This window comes from Clostridioides sp. ZZV14-6153, assembly GCF_020657855.1.
Lineage (GTDB): Bacteria > Bacillota > Clostridia > Peptostreptococcales > Peptostreptococcaceae > Clostridioides.
Window position 1 is genome coordinate 158,479 of record NZ_JAGWCZ010000001.1, and the last position, 24,272, is coordinate 182,750.

Consider the following 24,272-nt stretch of genomic DNA (forward strand, 5'->3'; position numbering starts at 1 on the left):
AATAGATGTAGAGAATATTTTATCTGAATACTTTACATCTATTTTTTATGATGAAAGTATTTTAAAATATTTAATCTGGATATCAAAAATAAATAAAAATTATAATTTAAATAAATCTTGTATAAACTTGTAACTGTAAAATTTTTAAGTTTTTAAGTATAATATTATGTATTAAGGTAGTAGTGGGGGGATATTAAATGAATAAAAAAAATACTATGTACTTAATTTTTATAATCATAGTTATTATAGTATTAGGGTATATTTTATTAGCTATTAATAGTATCAAAAATAATCTTAACACTTCTAATGATAAATTAGATTATTTATCACGAGAAATTATGAATACTAAGTCAGACATTAGCAATACAATTAATGAGGAAATGTCCAAAAGCTATATAACAAAAAGCATTGATTTAAAAGTTAAAAAATTAGAAAAAGACGAATGTGTAATTGATGTGGATACACAATTGAGTAAACTTGGTAAGGATGGAAAAGTTTTCTTTATGTATAAAGCAGATAGTGATAAATGGAATGAGATTGAGATGACAAAGCATGGAGAATTATCATATATTTGTGAAATAAAAATAACTACAGGTAGTGAATATGATTATAAAGTAGTTACAAGTGGTACAATATCTGAAAGCTCAGATGTTCAAAAATTGACTAAGTCTGATTATATGCCTGAACCACCTGTATTTAATTATGGAATAAGGGACAACAAGGAATACTTTATTGAAATATTGGAAAACAGCAATCTACTTAATCATGAAAGTGAAAAATCAAAAAATAAAGTTTATAATAATATCAAGTTAAAAAATGTAGATATTATTGTAAATGAAGGTAAAGGAGATACTGTATATAAAGCGAAGTCTGATAAAGTATCAAATGATAGTGAAGATGATAATATAGATAGAAAGCAAGTAAATTATGAGGCTACTTTTCCTAAGAAGGATATTGATGATATAATTTATATTAAAGCAAAGCTTACATACAATAATGGCGTAGAATATATAAAAGATATAACTGAAGATATAAGTATTGGTTTGGAAGACTTAGAGAAATAAATATATTCAAAATAATTTAATCAGTAAAATAGAGTATAAATAAAATATATATAATTTTATTTATACTCTATTTTTTTATTTATAATTTTAACTCCATGTATCTAGCCCCTTCAATTGGATTATAAGTGTAAGGGTCTATATCATAAAAACCAATTTTTTCGTATAAACCTTGAGCACTTTTCATGCTTGGAAGAGTATCTAGTCTCATATATGTATATCCAATCTTTTTAGCTTCTTCTACGATTTCTTCTAATAATATTTTTCCTATTTTAAGTCCTCTAAATTTATCTCTTACATATAACCTTTTTAATTCACATACTTTATCTTCAAGTTTTTTTAATGCAACACAACCTGCTAAATTTTCATCAACAAATGCTAGTATTAATGAACCTGAAGGTTTTTCATATTTTCCTGGAAGTGTTTTTAATTCATTATTAAAGTCTTGGAAACACAAATCTATATTCAATGAATTTGAATATTCAGTAAATAAAATCTTTACATTTTCAAGATTTTCTAAATCATTTGCTTCGACAAATTTTAAAATTACATTTTGAGTCATTTTGTTTATCATTATATAAATATATTTATATAATGACTTCACCTCCTTGATAGGTATATATTTTTGTTAATATCAATTAAATTTTAATACCATTACCTTTTCTCCACCATAGTCAAGTTCTCCATTAAACTCAAATCCAAAGCTTTTGTAAAGTCCAATAGCCATTTTGTTGTTATCGAATATACTAAGGTATAACTCATTACAATTATATTCATTTTTAAGATGATTTATAAGGAAATTTAAGGATGCTTTTCCATACCCTTTGCCTTGATACTTTGAGTCAATCATGAATCTATCAAGCCAAACTCTGTCATCTTCTAGGCGACCGTACATAGCAAATCCTATCAGTATATTGTCATCATATATTCCAACAGGTATCCAAGCTGTTATAAACTTAGACTCAGCAATAGAAAGTGCATTGCTTTCTATATAATCTAATTGATTTTTATCTACAGACAAATTGACTAAATAATGCCAATTATTTATGTCTGCAATTCTTACATTTAATTTCAAAATATTACCGCCCTTCAAACTTTTTACTACAATATAATACTACCATATTATAGGCTAAAAAGCACTTAGTAAGATATACAACGAGGTTTTTAAATGAATAAATTTTTACGAAAAAGGAATTATAAATACATAATAATACAGCATAGGAGTAGATGAATATATGAACAAAATAAATAAGAATTTCAAAAATATTTGGATAATATTAGGAGCTGTATCGATTTTTATGATGGTTATAATTTTTCAAAATAAAAATTGTAATACGAATAATGAGACCCCAATAGAAACTTTTACAATTAAGAATCATGATAAAAAATATGTATATCCACTTGGAAATATAATTGGAGTGAAAGCAAATACAGATGGTGTATTGGTTTTAGGATACGAGGAAGAGGATGTAGATTATATTGGAGGCATACAGATTGGCGACAATATAGTAAAAATAGATAATAAAAAAATAAAAGATAGTCAGGATGTATCAAAGATTTTAAATGAAGCTAAAAAAAGTAAAATAGAAGTGACTTTTGAAAGAAAAAATAAATATAAAACAGAGACAATAGAAACTAAAAAAGAAAATGGTAATTATAAACTTGGATTATGGGTAAGAGATAAGATATCTGGAATTGGAACTATGACTTTTTATGACCCTAATATGGAAAAATTTAAAGCAATTGGTCATGCTATAAAAGATTCGGACACTAATGAACTATTAAAGATTAAGCAAGGCTATATATATAAACCAGAAAAACTAAAAATAGTAAAAGCCAGTAATGAAAAAGTAGGTAGAATAAAAGGGGATTTTAATGATGGTAATCTGATGGGAAATTTTTCGAATAACTCAGAATTAGGTATAAGTGGTAATATTACAGAAAAACAAAATAAAGAATTTAATTTAGCAAATAAAGAATTACAATTAATTGAGGTTGGAAGACCTCAAGATGTAAAAATAGGGGATGCAATAATTCTTTTTGAAGACAAAAACAAAAATATAACAAGCTATGATATAAAAATAGAAAGTATAGTATATGATAAAGGAAATTATAGAGATATGGTAATAAAAGTTGTAGATAATAAGTTATTGGAATACACAGGGGGGATTGTACAAGGGATGAGTGGGGCTCCAATAATACAAAATAATAAAATTATTGGTGCAATAACTCATGTTTTTAGAGATAATCCGAAAAAAGGATATGGTATTTTTATAGATGAAATGATAAAATTGTAGGTGAGGCATTAAAAAATTTTATTATTTTATCACTTATCTAGGAGGAATATAATTTTGAAGTGTCGAATATGCTTTAGAGTAGATAATTAGGAAGCAATTTGTGTAAAAAGTTTAGTTTTCTGTAATAAGAAGATGTTTTTTAATGGGGGGATTTTTAGTGGAAAAAATCAAAATAGTTTTAGCAGACGACAATAAGGATTTTTGTCAGGTATTAAAAGAGTATTTGTCTAATGAGGATGATATCGAAATATTAGGCATAGCTAAAGATGGGATTGAAGCATTAGATTTAGTAAAAAAGACACAACCAGATTTATTAATATTAGACGTAATAATGCCGCATCTGGATGGATTAGGTGTAATTGAAAAATTAAATACTATGGATATACCTAAAATGCCAAAAATAATAGTACTATCAGCAGTAGGTCAAGATAAGATAACTCAAAGCGCAATAAATCTAGGAGCAGATTACTACATAGTAAAGCCGTTTGATTTTGTTGTGTTTATAAACAGAATTAGAGAACTAGTTTCTAATAGAGTTACTCAAGTAGAGCCAAAGCCTAGACCAGTTCAAGAAACTCAAATGACAAGAAGTGATTTTGTTAAAAATGTAGGTAACATAGAAACAGAAATCACGAATATAATACATGAAATAGGAGTACCAGCTCATATAAAAGGATATTTATATCTAAGAGAAGCTATAAAAATGGTCATTGAGAATGTTGAACTTTTAGGTGCAGTAACAAAAGAGTTATATCCAAGTATAGCTAAAAAATTCAATACAACACCAAGTAGAGTTGAGAGAGCAATAAGACATGCTATAGAAGTTGCATGGAGTAGAGGAAAAGTTGACACAATAAATCAACTATTTGGATATACGGTACACAATACTAAAGGAAAACCAACTAATTCAGAATTTATAGCAATGATTGCTGATAAATTAAGATTAGAACATAGTATGGTTAAATAAATAGACAGAAAAAGTAAGACCTTTTAATAAAGGTATTGGCAATAAATATGCATTACAAACAGCAAAACGGTATAACCAATAGGGTTATACCGTTTTGCTGTTTTAATATATAATAAAAACTTTATTTTTTCTTTATTATTTGTTTAATATAATTTTATTATACTATGGCCATAGTATGTACCTTTGTCAATTGTAGATTAATACTGACTTGTTTTTTAATATAAAAACATACCTTAACAAGTTGAAACATTAATTTTTAAAGTATATTGTAAAAAATGTTAAATAAAAAAATCATAAAATATAGTGTTATAAGGATTAAAGATGTAGGACAAACTTAAAACATTTATTTTATTGTTAAGTAATGCTATAATATAATGTGATTTTAATAATGATAGTGGAGGTTTAAAAATGAGAGTCGAGGCCCCTATAAAAGTAGATCGAAAAACTAAAAAGCTTGCTAAAAGAGTTGAAAGTGGGGAAATAGCAGTTATAAATCATATAGACATAGATGAAGTTGCTGCAAACTCTTTGGTAGAAGCCAAAATAAAACTTGTCATAAATGCGGCGCCTTCTATAAGTGGTAGATATCCTAATAAAGGTCCAGGAATATTAACTGAGAATAATATCTTAATAATTGATAATATTGGAGAAGAATTATTTGAAGAATTAAAAGAAGGACAGACTATAGAAGTTATAGATGGAAAGATATATAGAGAAGGACAATTTTTAGGTGCAGGTGAAGTTTTAGATAAGTATGAAGTTTCGTATCAAATAAAGGCTGCTTATGAAAACTTAGCCGTAGAATTAGATAGATTTATAGACAATACTATAGATTATGCTAAAAAAGAAAAAGGATTTATACTTGGTGAAGTAGAAATTCCAAAAGTACAAACTAATTATGCAAATAAGCATGTATTAATAGTTGTAAGAGGTCAGGACTATAAAGAAGATTTAAGTACAATGCTTTCATACATAGAAGAGGTAAAACCTGTTCTAGTTGGTGTTGATGGAGGCGCAGATGCTTTAATTGAGTTTGGATATACTCCAGATGTAATTGTAGGAGACATGGATAGTGTAAGCGATGAAGCTTTAAAAAAAGCTAGTGAAATAGTAGTACATGCTTATACAGATGGTAGAGCGCCAGGCCTTAAGAGAGTTCAAGAACTAGGTTTAGATGCAGTTGTATTTCCTGCACCAGGAACTAGTGAAGATATAGCTATGCTTATTGCATATGAGTATAAAGCAGAGTTAATAGTAGCAGTGGGTACACATTCAAATATGATTGATTTCCTTGAAAAAGGAAGAAAGGGAATGGCAAGTACTTTTTTAGTTAGACTAAAGATAGGTTCTAAGCTTATAGATGCTAAAGGAGTTAACTTGTTATATAGAAGTAAGCTAAAGATAAAGTACATATGGGCATTAATAGCAACAGCCTTATTTCCTGTGTTGGTAGTTGCATCATTGTCACCAGGAGTTCAACAATTTATACAGTTAATGCAATTGAAATTTAAAGTATTATTACAGATGTAAATTTTAGGAGGATAAATATGCATATTAATATGAAATATTATATAGTCACTATTGGTGCTATATTTATAGCTTTGGGTATAGGCATGTTAGTAGGATTTAATTTAAATAATAATCAACAATTAAGTGAGCAACAAGCAAATATAATAAATGACTTGGATGATAAATTTAATATTTTAAAAGAAAAAAATGATAAACTTGATGTAGATTTAGCAAAGGTAAATAAAGATTATGAAGAAGCAATTAATTTTATAAATAAAAATGTGGACAAGGTTTTAATTGGTTCATTAAGTGGAAAAAGTATAGGAATAATATCAGCTAATGAAAATGATGATTATACAAAAAATATAGAAGATATAATAAACAAGTCTAATGGTAGTGTTGCATTTAACATAGTGTTAAAAGAAAATATAACAAATCCAGAAAAATTAAAAGAAATCTCAAGTAAATTAGGTGCAGAAATTAAAAATACAAATGATGCAGTTAATTATATAATTGATACTTTGAAAAAGGAAGATGCAAGTGACATTTTAACATATCTTCAAGAACTAGATGTAATAAAATTTAACTCTATTGGTGACACATATCTAAAATATGAATCTGTTGTAATCGCTGGTGGAAATGATGCAAAAGATAAGACAAAACAATTTGACAAAATAGAAAAATTTTTAGTTTCAAAAATAAAATCAGAAAATAAATATTTAGTAGAAGTTCAAAATACAGGAGTTAAAACTTCTTATGTAGAATTATATTCTAAAAATAAAGTTGCAACTATAGATAATATAGATGAAGGTGTAGGAAGTGTATCTCTAGCTATGCTTTTACAACAAGGTAATATAGTTGGTAATTTTGGTAGATTAGATACTGCAACTTCATTGTTGCCATCTATTAAATAGAAATAATTTTAAGGAGAGAAAAAATGGATTCTTATATAAGTATAATAATACCAGCTTATAATGAAGAAAGTAGAATAAACTATACATTAGAAAGTATAGTTGGAATTAAAGAAATAAATGAAATAGTAGTTGTAGATGATGGTTCAACAGATAATACTGCTAAGGTTGTATCTGAATTAAAGAATGAAAAGATTAAATTTTTTAAGTTAGATAAAAACAGAGGTAAAGGATATGCTTTAAACTATGGGCTTAAAGTATCAATGAAAAGTGCAAATATTATAGGATTTTTGGATGGAGATTTAGGCAGTTCTGCTAAAGAAATTGAAAAGTTAATTGTACCAATATTAAATGGTGAAGCTGATGTTACTATAGCAAAGTTTCCTCCTGCAAAGAAAAAAGGAGGTCTGGGATTTGTAAAAGGTTTAGCTAAAAATTCTGTTTTTGAGATGACAGGAGTTGAGCTAGATGCAACTCTGTCAGGTCAAAGAATATTTAAAAGAGAAGTTTTAGAAAAATTTGATGAAATACCTTTTGGATATGGTGTTGAAGTTGGAATGACGATTGATATACTAAAGTATGGTTTTAAAATTAAAGAAGTATTAGTAAACATGACTCATAATGAAACTGGCAGAAATTTAAAAGGATTTGTTCATAGAGGTAAGCAGTATTATCATATAAAAAAGGTTTTAGGACAAAAAAAGAAAGAATGGAGGTAATATCTTAGTGAAAGATTATATACTTTATACCATTTTATTATTAACAGGATTATTTGGAACCTATGCTGCAATACCACTATTTAAAAATTTATTGATAAATGGAAATATACTTAGACCAAACTACAATAAAGATATGATACCAGTAAGTATGGGAATTGTATTTTTACCTATGCTTGTGATTAATGGAATAATACTTGCATTTTTTACTACAGAATATATAGATTTAGCATATATATTTATGTTTATGTTTGGCATGATATCCATGTTTTTTGCAGGAATACTAGATGATGTTATTGGAAATAGAGATGTAAGTGGTCTAAAAGGTCACTTTAAAAGTTTATTCAAGGGAAGTCTTACAACTGGAGGCTTTAAGGCGTTGTTTGGTGGATTTGTAGGACTTATAGTTTCTGTGTCTATATCAAAAGACATAATAGATATAATAGTAAATACATTAATAATAGCTCTATCAACTAATTTAATGAATCTTTTAGATTTAAGACCAGGAAGAGCAATAAAAGCATATTTATTTATAATGGTGATTGTATTTTTAACATTGACAGGATTTATTCAAGTTCTTCCACTACTTATAGTTCCAAATGTGCTTGCATACTTTAATTATGATTTAAAGGCAAGAGCAATGATGGGAGATACTGGTTCAAATGTTCTTGGAATGTCTATTGGAATTTTAATTTCTTTTGGATATCCATTTAATATCAGACTGGGATGGTTAATATTTGTAGTTATTATGCATATATTTACTGAAAAATACTCATTGACTAAAATAATAGAAAAAAATAAATTATTAAATTTTATAGATAAGTTGGGAAGGTAGCATTATGATAAGCAAAAGAGTGGGGATTGTTGAATCAATTGTAAGTCAAACTGAAACGCTGGATGATATAAGAGTAAATATAAATGGAGAAATACAAAGAGCATATAATTATCCAAAACTATCTGGGGTAGTATATATAGGAGACGAAGTAGTTTTAAATACAACAGCAGTAGAGCTAAGTCTAGGAACTGGTGGATACCATTTTGTAATAACTAATTTAAACAATTTAGAATCTAGTTTAATTGAAGGTGGTCATATAATGAAACTTAGATATACACCACTTCAAATAAAGGTAGATTCTGTTGAGGAACAAGAAAGCATTTATCATGATAAATTTGGTGATTTTACAGAGTTAGAAGACCTTCCTGTAGTAGTAGGGACTCTTCATAGCATGTTAACTCCATTTGCAGCTTCATTTAAAAGAAATAACCCTAATAAGAAATTAGTATATATAATGACTGACGGGGCATCTCTTCCAATTTATTTAAGTAAAAATGTAGACACTTTAAAAGGAAAAAAATTAATAGATAGTACAATAACTATAGGAAATGCATTTGGGGGAGACTATGAGTGTATAAATATATACACTGCATTGATTACAGCAAAAGAAATATTAAAAGCCGATGTAGTATTTGTAAGTATGGGGCCAGGAATAGCTGGTACAGGTACTAAATATGGATTTACAGGAATTGAACAAGGTCCAATTCTTGATGCTGTAATAAAGCTTGGAGGAAGAGCAATAGCAATTCCAAGAATTAGTTTTGCTGACAAACGAGAAAGACATCAAGGTATTTCACATCATAGTATGACTGTATTTGAAGAAATTGTAAATGTAAATATAGATATACCAATAACTATATATGATGATGAAAAATTAAAATTTATAAAAGAACAAGTTAAATCTAGTGGTTTGGATAAAAAGCATAATATAATTTATATAGATAATAATAAAACGAAAGAGGATTTAGACTATTTTAATCTAAAAGTAAAAAGTATGGGAAGAAACTATGAGCAAGATGAGGCATTTTTCAAAGCTGCAAGTACAGCAGCATATTACTTAATGGAGGTTTAAGATGGTATTAGAAGAAAAAACTATTAGTAGTGATAGAGTTTATACAGGTAAGGTAATTACTTTAAAGGTCGATACTGTTGAAATTCCAGGACAAGGATATCAAAAAAGGGAATTAGTAGAAGTTGGTGGTGCAGTAGGAATAGTTGCAATTACAGATGATAATAAAGTTGTATTAGTGAAGCAATTTAGAAAACCTATAGAAAAACCAATTTTTGAAATTCCAGCTGGTAAGTTAGAAAAAAATGAAAGTCCCAAAGAATGTGCTGAGAGGGAGTTAAAAGAAGAAACTGGATATAGTGCAAAAAATATTAAACTAATACATAAATTTTTCACTTCAGCAGGTTTTTCTAATGAGATAATGTTTGTATATTTGGCAACAGGTCTTACTCCAGGAGAAAATAATCTAGATGCAGATGAATTTTTAGATGTTTACGAAGTTGAGCTTGAAGAAGCCTATAATATGGTATTAAAAAATGACGTTGAGGATGCAAAAACTTCTATTGGATTATTATTAGTAAAAGATATGTTTAAAAATTAATATTTATAAAAATGAATAACCCCTTGTCCTACAGCATATTATTTTATAAAGGACAAGGGGGAATAAAATTGAGAAAAACATATAGAAAAAATGATTTTAGAGAATTAAATAGACAAATAATTATTATAGGATTGTTGTTTATGATGTCTATTGTTATTGGGTCCTATATAAATAAAATATTACCAGGTTCTAGTGATAATATTTTAAACAATATAAATCCTGCTGTAGAGTATTATAATCTGAATATAAATGTAAAAGATACAGTTCTACAAAATTTAAAGTCAGATACAATATTTATGGGCTCGATAGCTCTATTAAGCCTATTTGTAGTAACAATTCCAGCAGTATTAGTAATTTTTGTGTTAAAGGGAATGTCAATTGGATATACAATAAATAGTTTTATATTGGCATTAAAACTTAAGAGTGCAAAAATGATTTTAATAATATTATTTAAAAATTTGGTTATTATTCCATGTGCAATCATATTAACATTAATTAGTTTAAGCTATTTTAAAGAGATGGTTTATGAATTTAAAAAGAAAAATAGAAGAAATATGCAGTTTTTAATTAAGAGGTACATACTAAATATTATAATTATAATAGCACTATCATTGGGGTTGCAATTAATATTAAATACTGTAAGTATTGGTATTATTAAGTTCCTAGTTAAATAAAGGAGTTTATAATGGATATTATAGAGGAATATATAGATTACATAAAAGATAAAAAAAAATTATCAGAAAACACAGTGGCATCATACTTTATGGATATAAAAAAATATATGGAATATATAAATCAAAAAAGCATTAAACTAGTAGATATAGTAGAAAATGATATTATAAGTTATTTAATAAAGTTGGAAAAAGATAATGTATCAATAGCTACAATAGCAAGGATGATATCATCTATAAAATCTTTTCATGATTATTTATTTTTAAATCATGTATGTACAAATAATCCTGCAAAGGATATAAAAAAACCTAAGGTAAAAAAAGAAAATATAAATATACTTACAGAAGAAGAAATTGAAAGATTATTAAATTTTCCTAAGTTAACAACACCTAAATTAATTAGGGACAAGGCTATTTTTGAAGTATTATATGGTACAGGTATAAAAGTATCAGAACTAGTAGATATGAATGTAGACGATGTTGACTTGGATATTGACTATATATATTGTAGTTCATGTTGTAAAAGTCAAAGAGTTATACCACTCTGTGATATTACAAAACTTTATTTAGAGAAATATTTAAAAGAAGCAAGACCTAAAATAGCTGTAGAAGGTGAAAAGTCATTATTTGTAAGTTCATTAGGACAAAGGTTTACACGACAAGGTCTTTGGAAAGTTATAAAAAAATATTCTAATTTAGCTAATATAGATAAAAACATAAATCCTACAATGCTTAGACATTCATTTGCGATTCACCTTTTGAATGAAGGTGCTAACATTGCTGTTGTAAGTAAAATCTTAGGAAATGTTAACTTGTCTAGTTTACAAGTATATTTAAACCACATAGATAAAAACGTGAGAAGAGAAATAAAAGAAAAACATCCTAGAAATGATATTGATATAGAGTTACAAAAAGTAGAAGCTAAATAGACTGTATAGCAAATTTTATAATTTAAAAGGAGCATATTTATATGAGCAGAGTAATTTGGATTGTAATTGATAGTGTTGGAATAGGAGCATTACCTGACGCTGAAAATTTTGGAGACAGTAAGGATGTAAGTACTCTTGGAAATATATTTAAAGAATATCCAGATATACAAATTCCTAATATGATAAAATTAGGTATAGGAAATATAGATGGTGTAGATTTTTTTGAAGATGAAAAAGAGCCAATAGGATGTTTTGGAAAATGTAAGGAAATGTCTCAAGGAAAAGATACTACTACTGGTCACTGGGAAATGACTGGGATAATAGTTGATAAACCCTTTAAAACATTTGAGCATGGATTTTCAAAAGAAATTATAGAAGAGTTTGAGAAAAAAACTGGAAGAAAAGTAGTAGGAAATAAGCCAGCTTCAGGTACTGTGATAATTGATGAATATGGAGAACATCAAATAAAAACTGGAGATGTAATAGTATATACTTCAGCTGATAGTGTATTTCAAATAGCAGCTAATGAAGAAGTGATTCCATTAGAAGAGTTGTACAGTATGTGTAAAATAGCTAGAGAAATAATGATGGGTGATAATGCAGTTGCTAGAGTAATTGCTAGACCATTTATAGGTAAAAAAACAGGTGAATTTGTTAGAACTTCAAATAGAAGAGATTATTCACTAGACCCATTTGAACCAACTGTACTTGATAATATAAAAGAATCAGGTCTTGAAGTTTTAGCTGTTGGAAAAATAGAAGATATTTTTAATGGTAAAGGAATTACAGAAGCTATTCATACTAAAAGTAATATGGATGGAGTAGATGAAACTTTAAAATATATGAAACAAGACAATAAAGGCTTGATATATTCAAACCTTGTTGATTTTGATTCAAAATACGGTCATAGAAGAGACCCAGAAGGATATAAGAAAGCACTTGAAGAGTTTGATAATAGACTTCCTGAGATAATGAGCAGTATGAGAGAAGACGATATTCTTATAATTAATGCAGACCATGGAAATGACCCGACATATAAAGGTACAGACCATACAAGAGAATATATTCCAGTAATGATTTATGGTAGTAAGGTTAAAAAAGGATTTAATTTAGGAATAAAAGATACTTTTGCTGATATTGGAGCAACTGTTGCAGATATACTGGATGTAAAATTGCCTAAACATGGAGTGAGTTTTAAAACAGATTTATTTTAAATATTAAATAGAAAATAACTATATTAAAGTAATAAAAATTAGCTTAATAGAATGAATGGAGGGATTGGAATGTTTGAAAAGATAGAACAAAGTAGTAAATTTATAAATTCTAAAATTAATATAAAACCTAAGATTGGTCTGATATTAGGTTCTGGACTTGGTGATTTAGCAAATGATATAGAAGATTCTGTCATAATTAAATATAGCGAAATTCCAAATTTCCCTGTTTCAACAGTAGAAGGACATGCTGGGCAACTTGTTATTGGAAAGCTTGCAGGAAAAGAAGTAATTGCTATGCAGGGAAGATTTCATTATTATGAAGGTTATTCTCAAAAAGAAGCTACTTTTCCAGTTAGAGTTATGAAAGCTCTTGGAGTCGAAATTCTTGTAGTAACTAATGCTGCTGGTGGCGTAAATAAACAATTTAAACCAGGGGATTTGATGATTATAAGAGACCATATAAATTTTAGTGGGAGTAATCCATTAGTAGGAAAAAATGATGATAGACTTGGAGATAGATTTCCAGATATGTCAGATGCCTATTCATGTAAATATGTAGATATAGTTAAAGAGTGTGCTAAAGAATACAATATAGATGTAAAAGAAGGTGTATATATGTTCTTTAGTGGACCTAATTATGAAACACCAGCAGAAGTAAGAATGGCTCAAATATTGGGGGCTGATGCAGTTGGAATGTCAACAGTTCCAGAAGTTATAGTAGCAGCACATTCTAATATTGATGTTATTGGTATATCTTGTATAACTAATATGGCTGCTGGTATTTTAAATCAACCATTAAGTCATGAAGAAGTTATACAAACTACTCAAAAAGTTAAATCAGAATTTTTGAACTTAGTTAAGAGCACAGTTAAGAATTTATAGAGGATTTAAGTAAATTTATTATAAAATAGACAATGTACAATTTGAAAATAATTAATAATGAGCTGTCTTGATATAGAAAAGTATTTCTAATAAGAGACAGTTTTTTATAATATTATAATATATAAATATATTTATAAATTTAAAAATCTATTTACATTATTACAGATTAGAATGGAGATTTCAAGTATGAGAATGTATGATATTATAAAAAAAAAGAGAGATAATTTAGAACTTAGTAAAGAAGAGATAAATTACTTTATAGAAAACTATTCTAAAGGAGATATACCTGACTATCAGGCTTCTGCACTATTAATGTCTGTTTATTTAAATAAGATGAATAAACAAGAGACTGTATATCTTACAGAAGCAATGATGCACTCTGGTGATATGATAGAGCTATCAGATATCGAGGGTATAAAAGTAGATAAACACAGTACGGGTGGTGTCGGAGATAAGACTACAATAGCTCTTATACCTTTAGTTGCTTCATGTGGAGCACCTGTTGCAAAAATGTCTGGCAGAGGTCTTGGACATACTGGAGGAACTATTGATAAATTGGAAGCTATATCAGGTTTTTCTACAGAAATGGATATAAACAAATTTATCGATTCTGTAAATAAGCATAAAATAGCAGTTTGTGGTCAAAGTGCAAAGGTAGCAATTGCAGATAAAAAAATATATGCTCTTAGGGATGTTACAGCAACTGTAGATAATATATCATTGATAGCATCTAGTGTAATGTCTAAAAAGCTAGCTTCAGGAGCTGATGCAATCGTATTAGATGTGAAAACTGGAAGTGGAGCATTCATGAAGACTTTAGAGGAGTCTTTTGAATTGGCAAAGGCTATGGTTGATATAGGTGTTGGTATGAATAAAGATACCATAGGAATTGTGACAGATATGGATGAACCTTTAGGATTTGCTGTTGGTAACTCTTTAGAGGTTATAGAAGCAATTGAAACTTTAAAAGGAAATGGACCAAAAGACCTTGTTGAATTATGTGAAGTTTTAGGAGCATATATGCTAGTTTTAGCAAAAGTTGCATGTAATTTTGATGATGGCATTGAAAAGATACGAGAATCAATAAAATCTGGTAGAGCCATAGATAAACTTAAAGAGTTCATAGAAAATCAAGGTGGAAATAAAGATATAGTTGATGATTATTCTTTATTTAAAGAATCAAAGTATAAGTATCCAATCAAATCAGATAAATCTGGATATATAAGTAAGATTAAAGCAGAAGATATAGGCATATCAGCTATGATTCTTGGAGCTGGTAGAGAAACTAAAGATGATATTCTAGATTTATCAGCAGGAATAATTTTAGAAAAAAAAGTTGGAGATTATGTAAAAGAAGGTGAAGTTTTAGCATATATGTACTATGATGATGATAAAAAACTTACATTAGCAAAGGATAGATTCGTCAATTCATATTCTATTGTAGATGAAAAAATAGAAAAAAATAAATTAGTATATGGTATTGTAACTAAAGATGAAATTAAAAAGTTTTAGAAAATTTTAGAAAAAGTGATTATAAAAAGCCTAACATGTCAAAAATAGTGTTAGGCTTTTTATTTTTTTGAAAAGCTTGAGAAGTAATAAATATATAATAATAAAAATATATTTTAAAGTATTTTTTTATAATATAAATAAGTTTATTCGACAAGATGATTGAAAATTACAGTGCTTAGCTTTATAATAGAAAATGGACAAATATACATAAGGAGTAGATTATATTATGAATTTTAAAAAAAATAGATTGAAAATAGTAGCATTAATAGTTGTTATTTTAATTGTTGTGGTAGGTATATTTGTGTCTATGCAAATAGGTCCTTATGATAAAAATAACAAAGAAGATGTAATTATTGAAATTCCAAGTGGAGCATCAGTTGGAAAAATATCTGACATACTATATGAAAATAAATTAATAAAAAATGAATTATTGTTTAAATTGATAGTAAAAGTGAGTAATAAGGCTCCATCTATAAAATCAGGAACATATTTACTTAATCAATCGTATTCAAATAATGATATAATAAGCCTTTTAGCTTCAGGAAAAATATATCATGATGGTGTAAAAGTAACTATTCCAGAAGGTTCTACATCTAAAGAAATTATATCAATATTAGTAAATAAAAATTTAGGAGATAAAACCACTTTTGAAAATCTAATAAAAAAACCTAAAGAGTTTTATGACAAGTTTGAATTCTTGAAAGAAGATGGAATAACTTCTTTAGAGGGATTTTTGTATCCAGAAACTTATTATTTTAATTCAAAGAAACAATCAGAGGAAGATATTTTAAGTGAAATGTTGAGGGTGTTTGATAGTAAATATACAGACAAATTTAAAAAGAAACAAAAAGACTCAAAGATGACTCTTCAAGAAGTAATGGAGATGGCTTCAATAATTGAAAAAGAAGCTGTACTTGATAAAGATAGACCAATAATAGCAAGTGTATTTTACAATAGACTTAAAGTAGGTATGCCTCTTCAATCAGATGCAACAATACAATATATATTTGAAGAAAGAAAGAAAATTGTAACTTATAATGATTTAAAAATTGATTCACCATATAATAGTTACAAAAACAAAGGATTACCTCCTACACCAATATCAAATCCTGGTATAAAATCTATTGAGGCAGCACTTTACCCAGATAAAACAGATTACTTGTATTTTGTAGCAAAGATTGATGGAGGAAATAACTATAGTACAAACTATCAAGACCATTTAAAATATGTTAAAGAGTACAAGGAAGCGAGAGATAAACAAGGTAAAGATACAAAAACAACAAATAATGAAAATACCAAAAAATAAACAATGATTATAAAAAGTCTAACAGGGTAAGAATAATGTTGGGCTTTTTTATTGAAAATTGTTATTCTTAGATTTATAATAAAGAAAGTGTAAATATACAGAGCAATATGAATTTAAAAAATAATAAATTAAGACAAAATTTTAATGTTTATTATTTTAGGGAGTGTTTTTATGAGTAATATAGTTAATGACTTGGTTGAAGATTATATAAGAGTAACATTAAAGGAAAAAGAAGGACTTTTAAAAGATTTGGAAATTTATGCTGAGGAAAATAGTGTTCCTATAATACACAAAGAAGTTTCAGATTTATTAAAAGTTTTATTAAAGATTCAAAAGCCAAAAAGAGTTTTAGAAGTAGGGTGTGCAATTGGTTATTCCTCTATTTTCTTTGCAACAATCATAGGAAAAGATGCAGATATAATAACTGTTGAAAGAAGCGAAAAAATGATAGAAAAAGCAAAAGAAAATATAAAATTAGCTGGTTTTGAAAATAACATAACTATACTAGAAGGAGATGCAGAAGAAAAATTGAGTCAAATCCAAGGTGAATTTGACCTTATATTTATAGATGCAGCAAAAGGTCAATACAAGCTATTCTTTGATTTAGTTATAGATAAACTAAAAGATGGCGGATTATTAGTTTCTGATAATATTTTATATAAAGGAATGGTTGCACATGATGATTTTGTTGTAAGAAGAAAGAAAACCATAGTAAAAAGAATGAGAAATTATTTAGATTATATATGTAATTGTGATTATTTGAGTACATCATTGATACCAATAGGAGATGGTGTAGCATTAAGTTATAAAGAAAGTAAAAGAGGTGACGTAGATGGAATTAAATAAAGTTGAACTTTTAGCTCCAGCAGGTGATTTGGAGAGATTAAAAATAGCTATAACATATGGAGCAGATGCTGTTTATATAGGTGGAGAAATCTTTGGAATGAGGTCTGCTGCAAAAAACTTTAGTAAAGAAGATATGGCAGAAGGTGTAGCTTTTGCACATGAGAGAGGGAAAAAGGTATTTGTAACAGTAAATATAATCCCTCACAATGAAGATTTTCTACAATTAGAAGCTTATTTATTGGAGTTAGAAGAGATAGGAATAGATGCAGTTATAATAGCTGACCCAGGTGTTCTTAGTGTAATTAAAAAAGTAATTCCAAATATGGAAATACATTTAAGTACACAAGCAAATACAACTAATTATCTTAGTGCCAATTTTTGGTATGAACATGGAATAAAAAGAGTTGTAGTGGCAAGAGAATTATCATTTGATGAAATATCTGAAATAAGAGCTAAGACACCTTTAGATATGGATATAGAAGCTTTTATGCATGGAGCTATGTGTATTTCTTATTCAGGAAGATGTTTGATAAGTAATTATATGACTGGAAGAGATGCAAACAAAGGTTCTTGTGCTCAATCTTGTAGATGGCAATATCATTTAGTTGAAGAAAAAAGACCAGGAGAATATTTCCCTATATATGAAGATGAAAGAGGCACATTCTTTTTTAACTCAAAAGATTTGTGCATGATAGAATACATACCAGAATTAATTAAATCTGGTATAACAAGCTTAAAAATAGAAGGAAGAATGAAGACATCATATTATGTTGCAACAGTTGTAAGAGCATATAGAATGGCAATAGATGAATTTTATAAGGACCCTGAGAACTGGAAATTTAATCCTATTTGGATGGAAGAGTTAAAGAAAGGTAGCCATAGACATTTCACATCAGGTTTTTACTTGAATAAACCAACAACAGAAGACCAAAATTATCAATCAGCATCATATGTTAGAAACTATGATTTTATAGGTATAGTTAGAGAGACAGAGGATGAAAATGGGCTTATTGTAGTTGAACAGAGAAATAAAATGTGTGTTGGTGATGAAATAGAAGTTATGGGACCATATAAAGAAACTATGTTTACTAAAATAGAAGAAATGTACAATGAAGAAGGAGAGCCTATAGAATCAGCTCCTCACCCTAGACAGATAGTTAAGTTAAAACTATCTGTAAAAATTGAGAAAGATTATATGCTTAGAAAAGTTATAGAAGAAAAAGTTGAAGAGTAATAAAAATTTAATAAAAATAGTATTAGCCCCTTAGAAATTGTCAATAATGAAATTATCTAAGGGGTGATTTCATGTCAAAAAAAAAGACTCCATTTTTGAAAAAAGTGGGAAAGAGAAGCTGGTATATATTTACTGTAATTTTAATAATTTATAGTGGTTTAATCTATAGGCTAGTTGATATACAGGTATTAAAAGGTGATAAGTACAAAAGAAATGTTGAATCACAGAGTGTTGAGAAAGTAGAGTTAAATAGTGGACGAGGCATAATTTATGATAGAAATAATAAGAAACTTACAGATACAAGTAAAGTTCAGCTTTTAGTTGTTGAGAAAGAAAAATTAAATAACAACTATAAAATACTAGAACTTGTTAAGAAGGCTACTAAGATGGATGATTTGGAAATATATAAAATTATACAAGAACAATTGGCGAATCCCATAATACAAATTCAGACTGAAAATATTGATAATAGCATGAAAAAACAGCTTGAGAAAAATGGGATAATGCTAGAAGAAAAGACTATGCGATATTCACAGGATGGTTTGTTATCACATACAATAGGTTATATAAAAGATGATGATAAATCAGGTCAATTGGGAATAGAAAAAAGTATGGATAGTGTACTTAGAAACTCAAATGAAAAATATATAAGTGCTTTTAAAGCAGGGGATGCAGGAAACGAAAAATCTCTAAATATTTTAAAGGGAAGTGTAAAAACAGTTGATGAAAAAGATAAAGATAAACATTTAAAAACTACTATTGATTATGATATTCAAAAAAATTTAGAGCAAATACTAAATAAAGAAGAAAATCCAACAGCAGCAGTGATTTCAGATGTATCTACAGGTGAAATTATTGCTATGTGTTCTAGACCTAATTTTGACCAAAATAACATAGCAAAGAGTTTAAAGAGTAAAAATGGAGAATTTGAAAATAGAGTCATAAAATCGACATATCCGCCAGGTTCTGTGTTTAAGATGGTAGTCCTATTTTCTGCACTTGAAAATGGAGTTGTAGATGAGAACTATACCTATAATTGTAAAGGGAAAACTAAAGTCGGAAATAGTAATGAAATATTACGATGCAATAAACTAGATGGGCATGGTCTTCAATCCTTACAGCAAACTTTTTCTAATTCATGTAATCCAGCATTTTTAGATATAGCAATGAAAGTTGGTAAAGAGAAGATATTAAAATCTGCTGAGAAATTGCATTTATTTGAAAAGGTTGATATTGGTCTTGATGAAGAACGAATTAGAGAAGCTCCAAAAAATATATCAATACGTAATTTAGCTATAGGGCAAGAAAATATAGAATTTACACCACTCCAAATAAATCAAATGACCCAGATAATAGCTAATAATGGAACATTTGAACCATTATATTTATATAAAAGTCTTGTAAATAATGATATGAAGACAATAAAAACTTATAAGTCTTCAAAAAAGGAAGAAATTATTTCTCCTTATGTGTGTACACAAGTAAAAGAAATTATGAAGTCTGTTTCTAAAGTTGGGACAGCTAAAGTCTTAAAGGATTTAGAAGGAGGATGTGGGGTAAAAACTGGTACAGCTCAAAGTAATCTGAATAAAAAGCCAATAGATCATGGTTGGATAACCGGATTTTATCCAGAGAAAAGACCTAAGTACGTAATAACTGTGCTAGTAGAAGGGACTCAAAAGGAAAGTAAATCAGCAATACCTATATTTAAAGAAATATGTGAAAGTATAAAATAAAGTCATGTATTATAAAATTTAAGGATATATCGTAATTTTAATTTTTAAGTAAGTTGTTTTGACTAATGTTATACGATATATCCTTTTAAAAATATAATATTAATTTTCTTGAACAAGCTCTTTTTCTAGTTTTTTAAGAGCTTTTTTTTCGATTCTGGACACATATGATCTAGAGATATCAAGTCTTTGTGCTATTTCTCTTTGAGTTTTATACCCATAAGGAGTTAACCCGTATCTTAACTGGACAATTTCTCTTTCTCGAGGAGTAAGGATTTTATTAAGTTGTTCATATAGTTTTCCAACCTGAACTTTTAACTCCACTTCATCAAGAACATAATTGACATCTGTACCAAGTATATCTAAAAGACTTATTTCATTACCTTCTTTATCTGTTCCGATAGGGTCTTGTAGAGATACTTGTGATTTGTTTTTTTTGTTAGATCTGATATTCATTAAAATTTCATTTTCAATACATCTAGAAGCATATGTTGCCAGTCGAGTTCCTTTATCTATATTATAAGTTTCTATAGCTTTTATTAATCCTATTGTACCTATAGATATTAAATCATCCTGATCTTCTGTCGAATTGTTGTATTTTTTTGCGATATAAGCTACTAATCTCATGTTTCTTTCAATCAATGTATCTTTTGCACTTTTATCATTTTCTATTTTAAATTTAGTTAAATACTTAATCTCTTCTTCAGGGGTTAAGGGTTTTTCAAAAGATTTAAGCGCTGCCAATAAGTCACCCCCCTTTTTAACGGTCACTTTAAATTATATGAAGGAGACTTATCCAAGTTGACTGTTATTCAATAAAATAATATGTATACTGTTAGAATTTAAAACATATATTTACAAACTTTTGGCTGTAATATAACATTAAAAAGAAGAACTTAAGTTTAATTTTTTGTTGAATATATAAAAAATAAGACAGATAAATTATTAGTTTATTTGGTATAAATTGAATTTTAGATGTCAATAAATAAAAGGGAGGAAGATATGATTGTAAATAGCGAAACAAAGCTTATATGTCTTTTAGGACATCCAGTGAAACAAAGCTTTTCACCAATCATGCATAATTATTTATTTGAAAAATACAAACAAAATAATGTTTATGTATGTTTTGATGTAGAGCCAAAAGATTTAGGAAAAACAGTAGAGTCCATAAAAAGTATGGGTATAGAGGGTTGTAATGTGACAATACCTCATAAGGTAAATATAATTAAATACTTGGATTGTATTGATTACAAAGCAAAATTAGTAGGAGCAGTTAATACTATTAAGAATGAGGGAGGTGTATTAAAAGGATATAATACTGATGGAGTTGGATTTGTAAAATCTGTAATTGAAAATGGGTTTGACCTAAAAGACAAAAAGGTCATGATATTAGGCTGTGGAGGTGCGTGTAGAAGCATTTCTATTGAACTTGCATTTAATAATGTAAAATCTATAGAAATAAGAAATAGAAGTATAGATAAAGCAAGGGAAATATCAAATATAATAAAGTCTAGTTTTAAATTAGATGTAGACTATAGCACTAAAGAAGTTGATAAAAATGATTTAAGTAAAATTGATATACTTATAAATACTACACCAATAGGTATGGGGAATAACTTATGTCCAATCGATGAATCATTGATTCCAAACAAAAAAATACTAGTATGTGATATAGTGTACAAGCCTCATGAAACAAGCCTTATAAAATGGGCGAGAAAATACAATTTAGATGTTATGTATGGAATTGATATGTTAATAAATCAAGGTCTAAGTTCATTTTGTATATGGACTGGAATAAGGTTAGACAGTAATGAAAATGATTGTATAAAAGATATTTATGAAAAGAATTTATAACTAATTCCTTAAGCTTTAATCTATAGAATATAAAATATTAATGAGAGGTTTTTATTATTGAAAACGAAAAAGAATGGTTTTATATCAATTGAATGTATAATGAGTATTGCCATATTATATGTAGCTGTGTATTTGGTATCTACATCTTTATATAGCTGCTATAGTTTTATTAGTAAAAATGCATCTAATAGAGAAATGTTAAATATTGCAAAGAAATACTTGGAAGATGAGAAATATAAAATAAAAAATAATGAATATCAACTGACTGAGGATGAAATAAATAAAAATTACATAAAGGGTTATGAGATTAATAGCACAGTGAAACAAATTTTAAACTATTATCAATGTTATGAGATAAATATGGAAATTAAGAGTGATTTAAAACAATTAAGATTTAACAGTTATGTTACGAAATAATAAAGGTTCTATATTAATAGCAACATTGATAATATTTTCTATTATAAGCACTGTATGTATTATGTGTATAGGTTTAATTTATAGTAATGATAATATATTTGAATTAGAATATAAAGATGCTAAGTTAAGGGAAGCTTCTTTAAGTGGTATAGAAATATCAATAAGTAATGTACTTTGTTGTGTTGAGGAAGCCATTAATATATCTAATAATGAGGAAGAATTTAGAGACTATTTCTTAGGAAATAATACGATTGATTGTATAAAAAAAATAAAAGATACATCTTATAGTAATTTAGAAGAAGTTCATTTAAAAATAGAAAACAATACTATATATGACAAAGGAGATTTTTTTGAGTTTGATATAACAAGTACAGCCAGAGATAAAGACTTTTTAAAAGTAATAAAAGTGAGAGTAAAAATTAAAAATCCATGGGTAGGAATTGATATTAAAGATTATATAGATGATGATTATAGTAATAAAGATTCTATTGAAACATCTAAGGAGTCTAAATCGTTTGACCAAATAGAACTTTCAACTGTATTTGAGTCTGAAAGTAAAGATTTTGATAATCAAAACACTAATGGAGATGAAGAAGAAATAGACCAAGAGATAATAGAAAATATAAAAAAGAACTTTGATGAGAAAAATTTAGTATATGTATATAAGTATAGGGGTGTATAACTTTGAAAAAAGAAGGAATGTGACTGTAATAGAATTAGTAGTATCCATAGGTATAATACTATTGATAGCTACAATATGTTTTCCAAAAGATAATCTTGAAAATCATAAAATAAATTTATTTGCACGTCAACTTTGTTCAGATATAAGATATGTTAGACGAATTAATATGTTTAGCAACTACAATACATATATATACTATATAAAGCAAAAAGAACAAGAAGGATATGTATTGAGGAAAGATGGCAAAAATATTAAATCCATAGTACTGCCTAGAAATGTAAGAATCGCAAGAAGTATTGAAACTATAAAATTTAAATCTGATGGCTCACCTCAAAAAGCAACTACAATAGAGATATATAATGATAGATTAAATAAAACTATAACAATAACACCTGTAAGTGGAAGAGTACTTTTGAAAGAGGGAAAATATGAAACGTAAATGTGGATATTTACTTTTAGAAGGTGCAGTATCTTTAACTGTAATTGTAGTACTGGTGATAACTTTATATTCTATATTTATACTTACAATGAATTTAAAAGTTAAAATAGAAGATAAAATGGAGTTACAGCAACAAAGTATTGAAATCACAAAATCTATAGAAGGAATCATTAGTAATTCTAGGGGGATAATAAACTTATCTTCTAATGATAAAGGTTTTAAAAAAATGACATCTATAAAATGTAGATATGTAGATGAAAATACAACTGATAATGAAGAATATACAAGCAACAAAGAAATTATATTAAATGAGAGACGAAATAAGTTGTTTGTGAATTCTTTAAATGGTGAAAGTAGCCAAGCTGGTGGATATGAAATTGGTGATTATGTAGATGAAATGTATGTCTCAATGTCTAATAATGGAGAATATATTAATATAATATTGAAATTATCAAAACGTAATCAAAAATATGAAACTGAGTTTAAAGTAAAAGTATGGAATTTTATTAAAAATGTATAATTTTAAATAGAAGTATTATTAATGAAGATAATTGTTTTAATTTTTTATGAAAGTTATTCTGTAAAAATCTAAAAAATTATGTTTATCTGTTACTTTTAAATAAAAAGTAACGAGTAATAGTGGAAAG

26 protein-coding genes are annotated in these 24,272 nt (G+C 27.4%); 23 read left to right on the forward strand and 3 right to left on the reverse strand.

The window, feature by feature from the left end; genetic code table 11:
- The first annotated feature begins 197 nt into the window (after positions 1-197).
- Positions 198-1,064, forward strand: coding sequence for a hypothetical protein (locus KGF46_RS00755; protein WP_227861103.1), 867 nt, complete (start codon positions 198-200; stop codon positions 1,062-1,064).
- A 79-nt stretch (positions 1,065-1,143) separates the two neighbouring features.
- Here the strand turns inward: KGF46_RS00755 and KGF46_RS00760 are convergent, their stop codons facing one another.
- Together KGF46_RS00760 and KGF46_RS00765 are read right to left on the reverse strand one after the other, a co-directional pair.
- Positions 1,144-1,623: a GNAT family N-acetyltransferase gene (locus KGF46_RS00760; RefSeq protein ID WP_227854590.1), complete on the reverse strand. Its 480-nt coding sequence runs from the start codon at positions 1,621-1,623 to the stop codon at positions 1,144-1,146.
- A 72-nt stretch (positions 1,624-1,695) separates the two neighbouring features.
- On the reverse strand, positions 1,696-2,136 hold the full coding sequence (locus KGF46_RS00765; RefSeq protein WP_227827121.1) for a GNAT family N-acetyltransferase: 441 nt from the start codon (positions 2,134-2,136) through the stop codon (positions 1,696-1,698).
- 160 nt (positions 2,137-2,296) lie between these two features.
- On the opposite strand from KGF46_RS00765, the gene KGF46_RS00770 reads away from it, so the two are divergent.
- The 17 genes from KGF46_RS00770 (at position 2,297) to KGF46_RS00850 (ending at position 20,236) form a co-directional block, all read left to right on the forward strand.
- Complete coding sequence (locus KGF46_RS00770; protein WP_227827122.1) at positions 2,297-3,358, forward strand: SpoIVB peptidase S55 domain-containing protein; 1,062 nt, start codon at positions 2,297-2,299, stop codon at positions 3,356-3,358.
- A 142-nt stretch (positions 3,359-3,500) separates the two neighbouring features.
- Entirely contained in the window at positions 3,501-4,325 is an 825-nt protein-coding gene (gene spo0A / locus KGF46_RS00775) for a sporulation transcription factor Spo0A (protein WP_227827123.1), read from the forward strand.
- A gap of 408 nt (positions 4,326-4,733) precedes the next feature.
- On the forward strand, positions 4,734-5,855 hold the full coding sequence (gene steA / locus KGF46_RS00780; RefSeq protein WP_227827124.1) for a putative cytokinetic ring protein SteA: 1,122 nt from the start codon (positions 4,734-4,736) through the stop codon (positions 5,853-5,855).
- A gap of 17 nt (positions 5,856-5,872) precedes the next feature.
- Positions 5,873-6,748 (forward strand): copper transporter, encoded by an 876-nt coding sequence (locus tag KGF46_RS00785; RefSeq protein WP_227827125.1) that lies wholly within the window; start codon positions 5,873-5,875, stop codon positions 6,746-6,748.
- 23 nt (positions 6,749-6,771) lie between these two features.
- On the forward strand, positions 6,772-7,464 hold the full coding sequence (locus tag KGF46_RS00790; RefSeq protein WP_227827126.1) for a glycosyltransferase family 2 protein: 693 nt from the start codon (positions 6,772-6,774) through the stop codon (positions 7,462-7,464).
- 7 nt (positions 7,465-7,471) lie between these two features.
- Positions 7,472-8,296: a glycosyl transferase gene (locus KGF46_RS00795; protein ID WP_227827127.1), complete on the forward strand. Its 825-nt coding sequence runs from the start codon at positions 7,472-7,474 to the stop codon at positions 8,294-8,296.
- Positions 8,297-8,300: 4 nt separating this feature from the next.
- A complete protein-coding gene (locus KGF46_RS00800) occupies positions 8,301-9,368 on the forward strand; it encodes a DUF3866 family protein (RefSeq protein ID WP_227827128.1) in 1,068 nt (355 codons plus the stop codon).
- A gap of 1 nt (position 9,369) precedes the next feature.
- The gene (locus KGF46_RS00805; protein WP_227434140.1) at positions 9,370-9,906 is read left to right on the forward strand and encodes an NUDIX hydrolase; all 537 of its coding nucleotides are present in this window, start codon (positions 9,370-9,372) and stop codon (positions 9,904-9,906) included.
- A gap of 68 nt (positions 9,907-9,974) precedes the next feature.
- Positions 9,975-10,580, forward strand: coding sequence for a stage II sporulation protein M (locus tag KGF46_RS00810; RefSeq protein WP_227827129.1), 606 nt, complete (start codon positions 9,975-9,977; stop codon positions 10,578-10,580).
- Positions 10,581-10,591: 11 nt separating this feature from the next.
- A complete protein-coding gene (locus tag KGF46_RS00815) occupies positions 10,592-11,506 on the forward strand; it encodes a tyrosine-type recombinase/integrase (protein WP_227827130.1) in 915 nt (304 codons plus the stop codon).
- Positions 11,507-11,547: 41 nt separating this feature from the next.
- On the forward strand, positions 11,548-12,720 hold the full coding sequence (locus KGF46_RS00820) for a phosphopentomutase (protein WP_227827131.1): 1,173 nt from the start codon (positions 11,548-11,550) through the stop codon (positions 12,718-12,720).
- A gap of 69 nt (positions 12,721-12,789) precedes the next feature.
- A complete protein-coding gene (locus KGF46_RS00825; RefSeq protein ID WP_227827132.1) occupies positions 12,790-13,602 on the forward strand; it encodes a purine-nucleoside phosphorylase in 813 nt (270 codons plus the stop codon).
- 186 nt (positions 13,603-13,788) lie between these two features.
- The gene (locus KGF46_RS00830) at positions 13,789-15,114 is read left to right on the forward strand and encodes a pyrimidine-nucleoside phosphorylase (protein ID WP_227856620.1); all 1,326 of its coding nucleotides are present in this window, start codon (positions 13,789-13,791) and stop codon (positions 15,112-15,114) included.
- Between the two features lie 226 nt (positions 15,115-15,340).
- The gene (gene mltG, locus KGF46_RS00835) at positions 15,341-16,420 is read left to right on the forward strand and encodes an endolytic transglycosylase MltG (protein WP_227827134.1); all 1,080 of its coding nucleotides are present in this window, start codon (positions 15,341-15,343) and stop codon (positions 16,418-16,420) included.
- 171 nt (positions 16,421-16,591) lie between these two features.
- Complete coding sequence (locus tag KGF46_RS00840; RefSeq protein WP_227827135.1) at positions 16,592-17,266, forward strand: O-methyltransferase; 675 nt, start codon at positions 16,592-16,594, stop codon at positions 17,264-17,266.
- Positions 17,253-18,500 carry a peptidase U32 family protein gene (locus KGF46_RS00845; protein ID WP_227861750.1) on the forward strand — a complete coding sequence of 416 codons (1,248 nt, stop codon included), beginning with the start codon at positions 17,253-17,255 and terminating at the stop codon, positions 18,498-18,500. The genes KGF46_RS00840 and KGF46_RS00845 overlap by 14 nt, the downstream gene beginning before the upstream one ends.
- A gap of 71 nt (positions 18,501-18,571) precedes the next feature.
- Positions 18,572-20,236 carry a peptidoglycan D,D-transpeptidase FtsI family protein gene (locus KGF46_RS00850; RefSeq protein ID WP_227861751.1) on the forward strand — a complete coding sequence of 555 codons (1,665 nt, stop codon included), beginning with the start codon at positions 18,572-18,574 and terminating at the stop codon, positions 20,234-20,236.
- 99 nt (positions 20,237-20,335) lie between these two features.
- Here KGF46_RS00850 and sigK read toward each other — a convergent pair whose 3' ends face one another.
- A complete protein-coding gene (sigK, locus tag KGF46_RS00855; protein WP_227861752.1) occupies positions 20,336-20,977 on the reverse strand; it encodes an RNA polymerase sporulation sigma factor SigK in 642 nt (213 codons plus the stop codon).
- A gap of 258 nt (positions 20,978-21,235) precedes the next feature.
- Here sigK and aroE point away from each other — a divergent pair, with 258 nt between their 5' ends.
- From aroE to KGF46_RS00880, 5 genes are read left to right on the forward strand one after another with little or no spacing between them, the layout of a single operon-like run.
- Positions 21,236-22,087: a shikimate dehydrogenase gene (gene aroE / locus KGF46_RS00860; RefSeq protein ID WP_227827139.1), complete on the forward strand. Its 852-nt coding sequence runs from the start codon at positions 21,236-21,238 to the stop codon at positions 22,085-22,087.
- A 57-nt stretch (positions 22,088-22,144) separates the two neighbouring features.
- Positions 22,145-22,504, forward strand: coding sequence for a hypothetical protein (locus KGF46_RS00865; protein ID WP_227827140.1), 360 nt, complete (start codon positions 22,145-22,147; stop codon positions 22,502-22,504).
- Entirely contained in the window at positions 22,491-23,186 is a 696-nt protein-coding gene (locus tag KGF46_RS00870) for a hypothetical protein (RefSeq protein ID WP_227827141.1), read from the forward strand. Before KGF46_RS00865 ends, KGF46_RS00870 begins: the two co-directional genes overlap by 14 nt.
- Entirely contained in the window at positions 23,161-23,625 is a 465-nt protein-coding gene (locus KGF46_RS00875; protein WP_227854589.1) for a Tfp pilus assembly protein FimT/FimU, read from the forward strand. Before KGF46_RS00870 ends, KGF46_RS00875 begins: the two co-directional genes overlap by 26 nt.
- A complete protein-coding gene (locus KGF46_RS00880) occupies positions 23,615-24,145 on the forward strand; it encodes a hypothetical protein (protein ID WP_227827143.1) in 531 nt (176 codons plus the stop codon). The genes KGF46_RS00875 and KGF46_RS00880 overlap by 11 nt, the downstream gene beginning before the upstream one ends.
- Positions 24,146-24,272 lie beyond the last annotated feature (127 nt).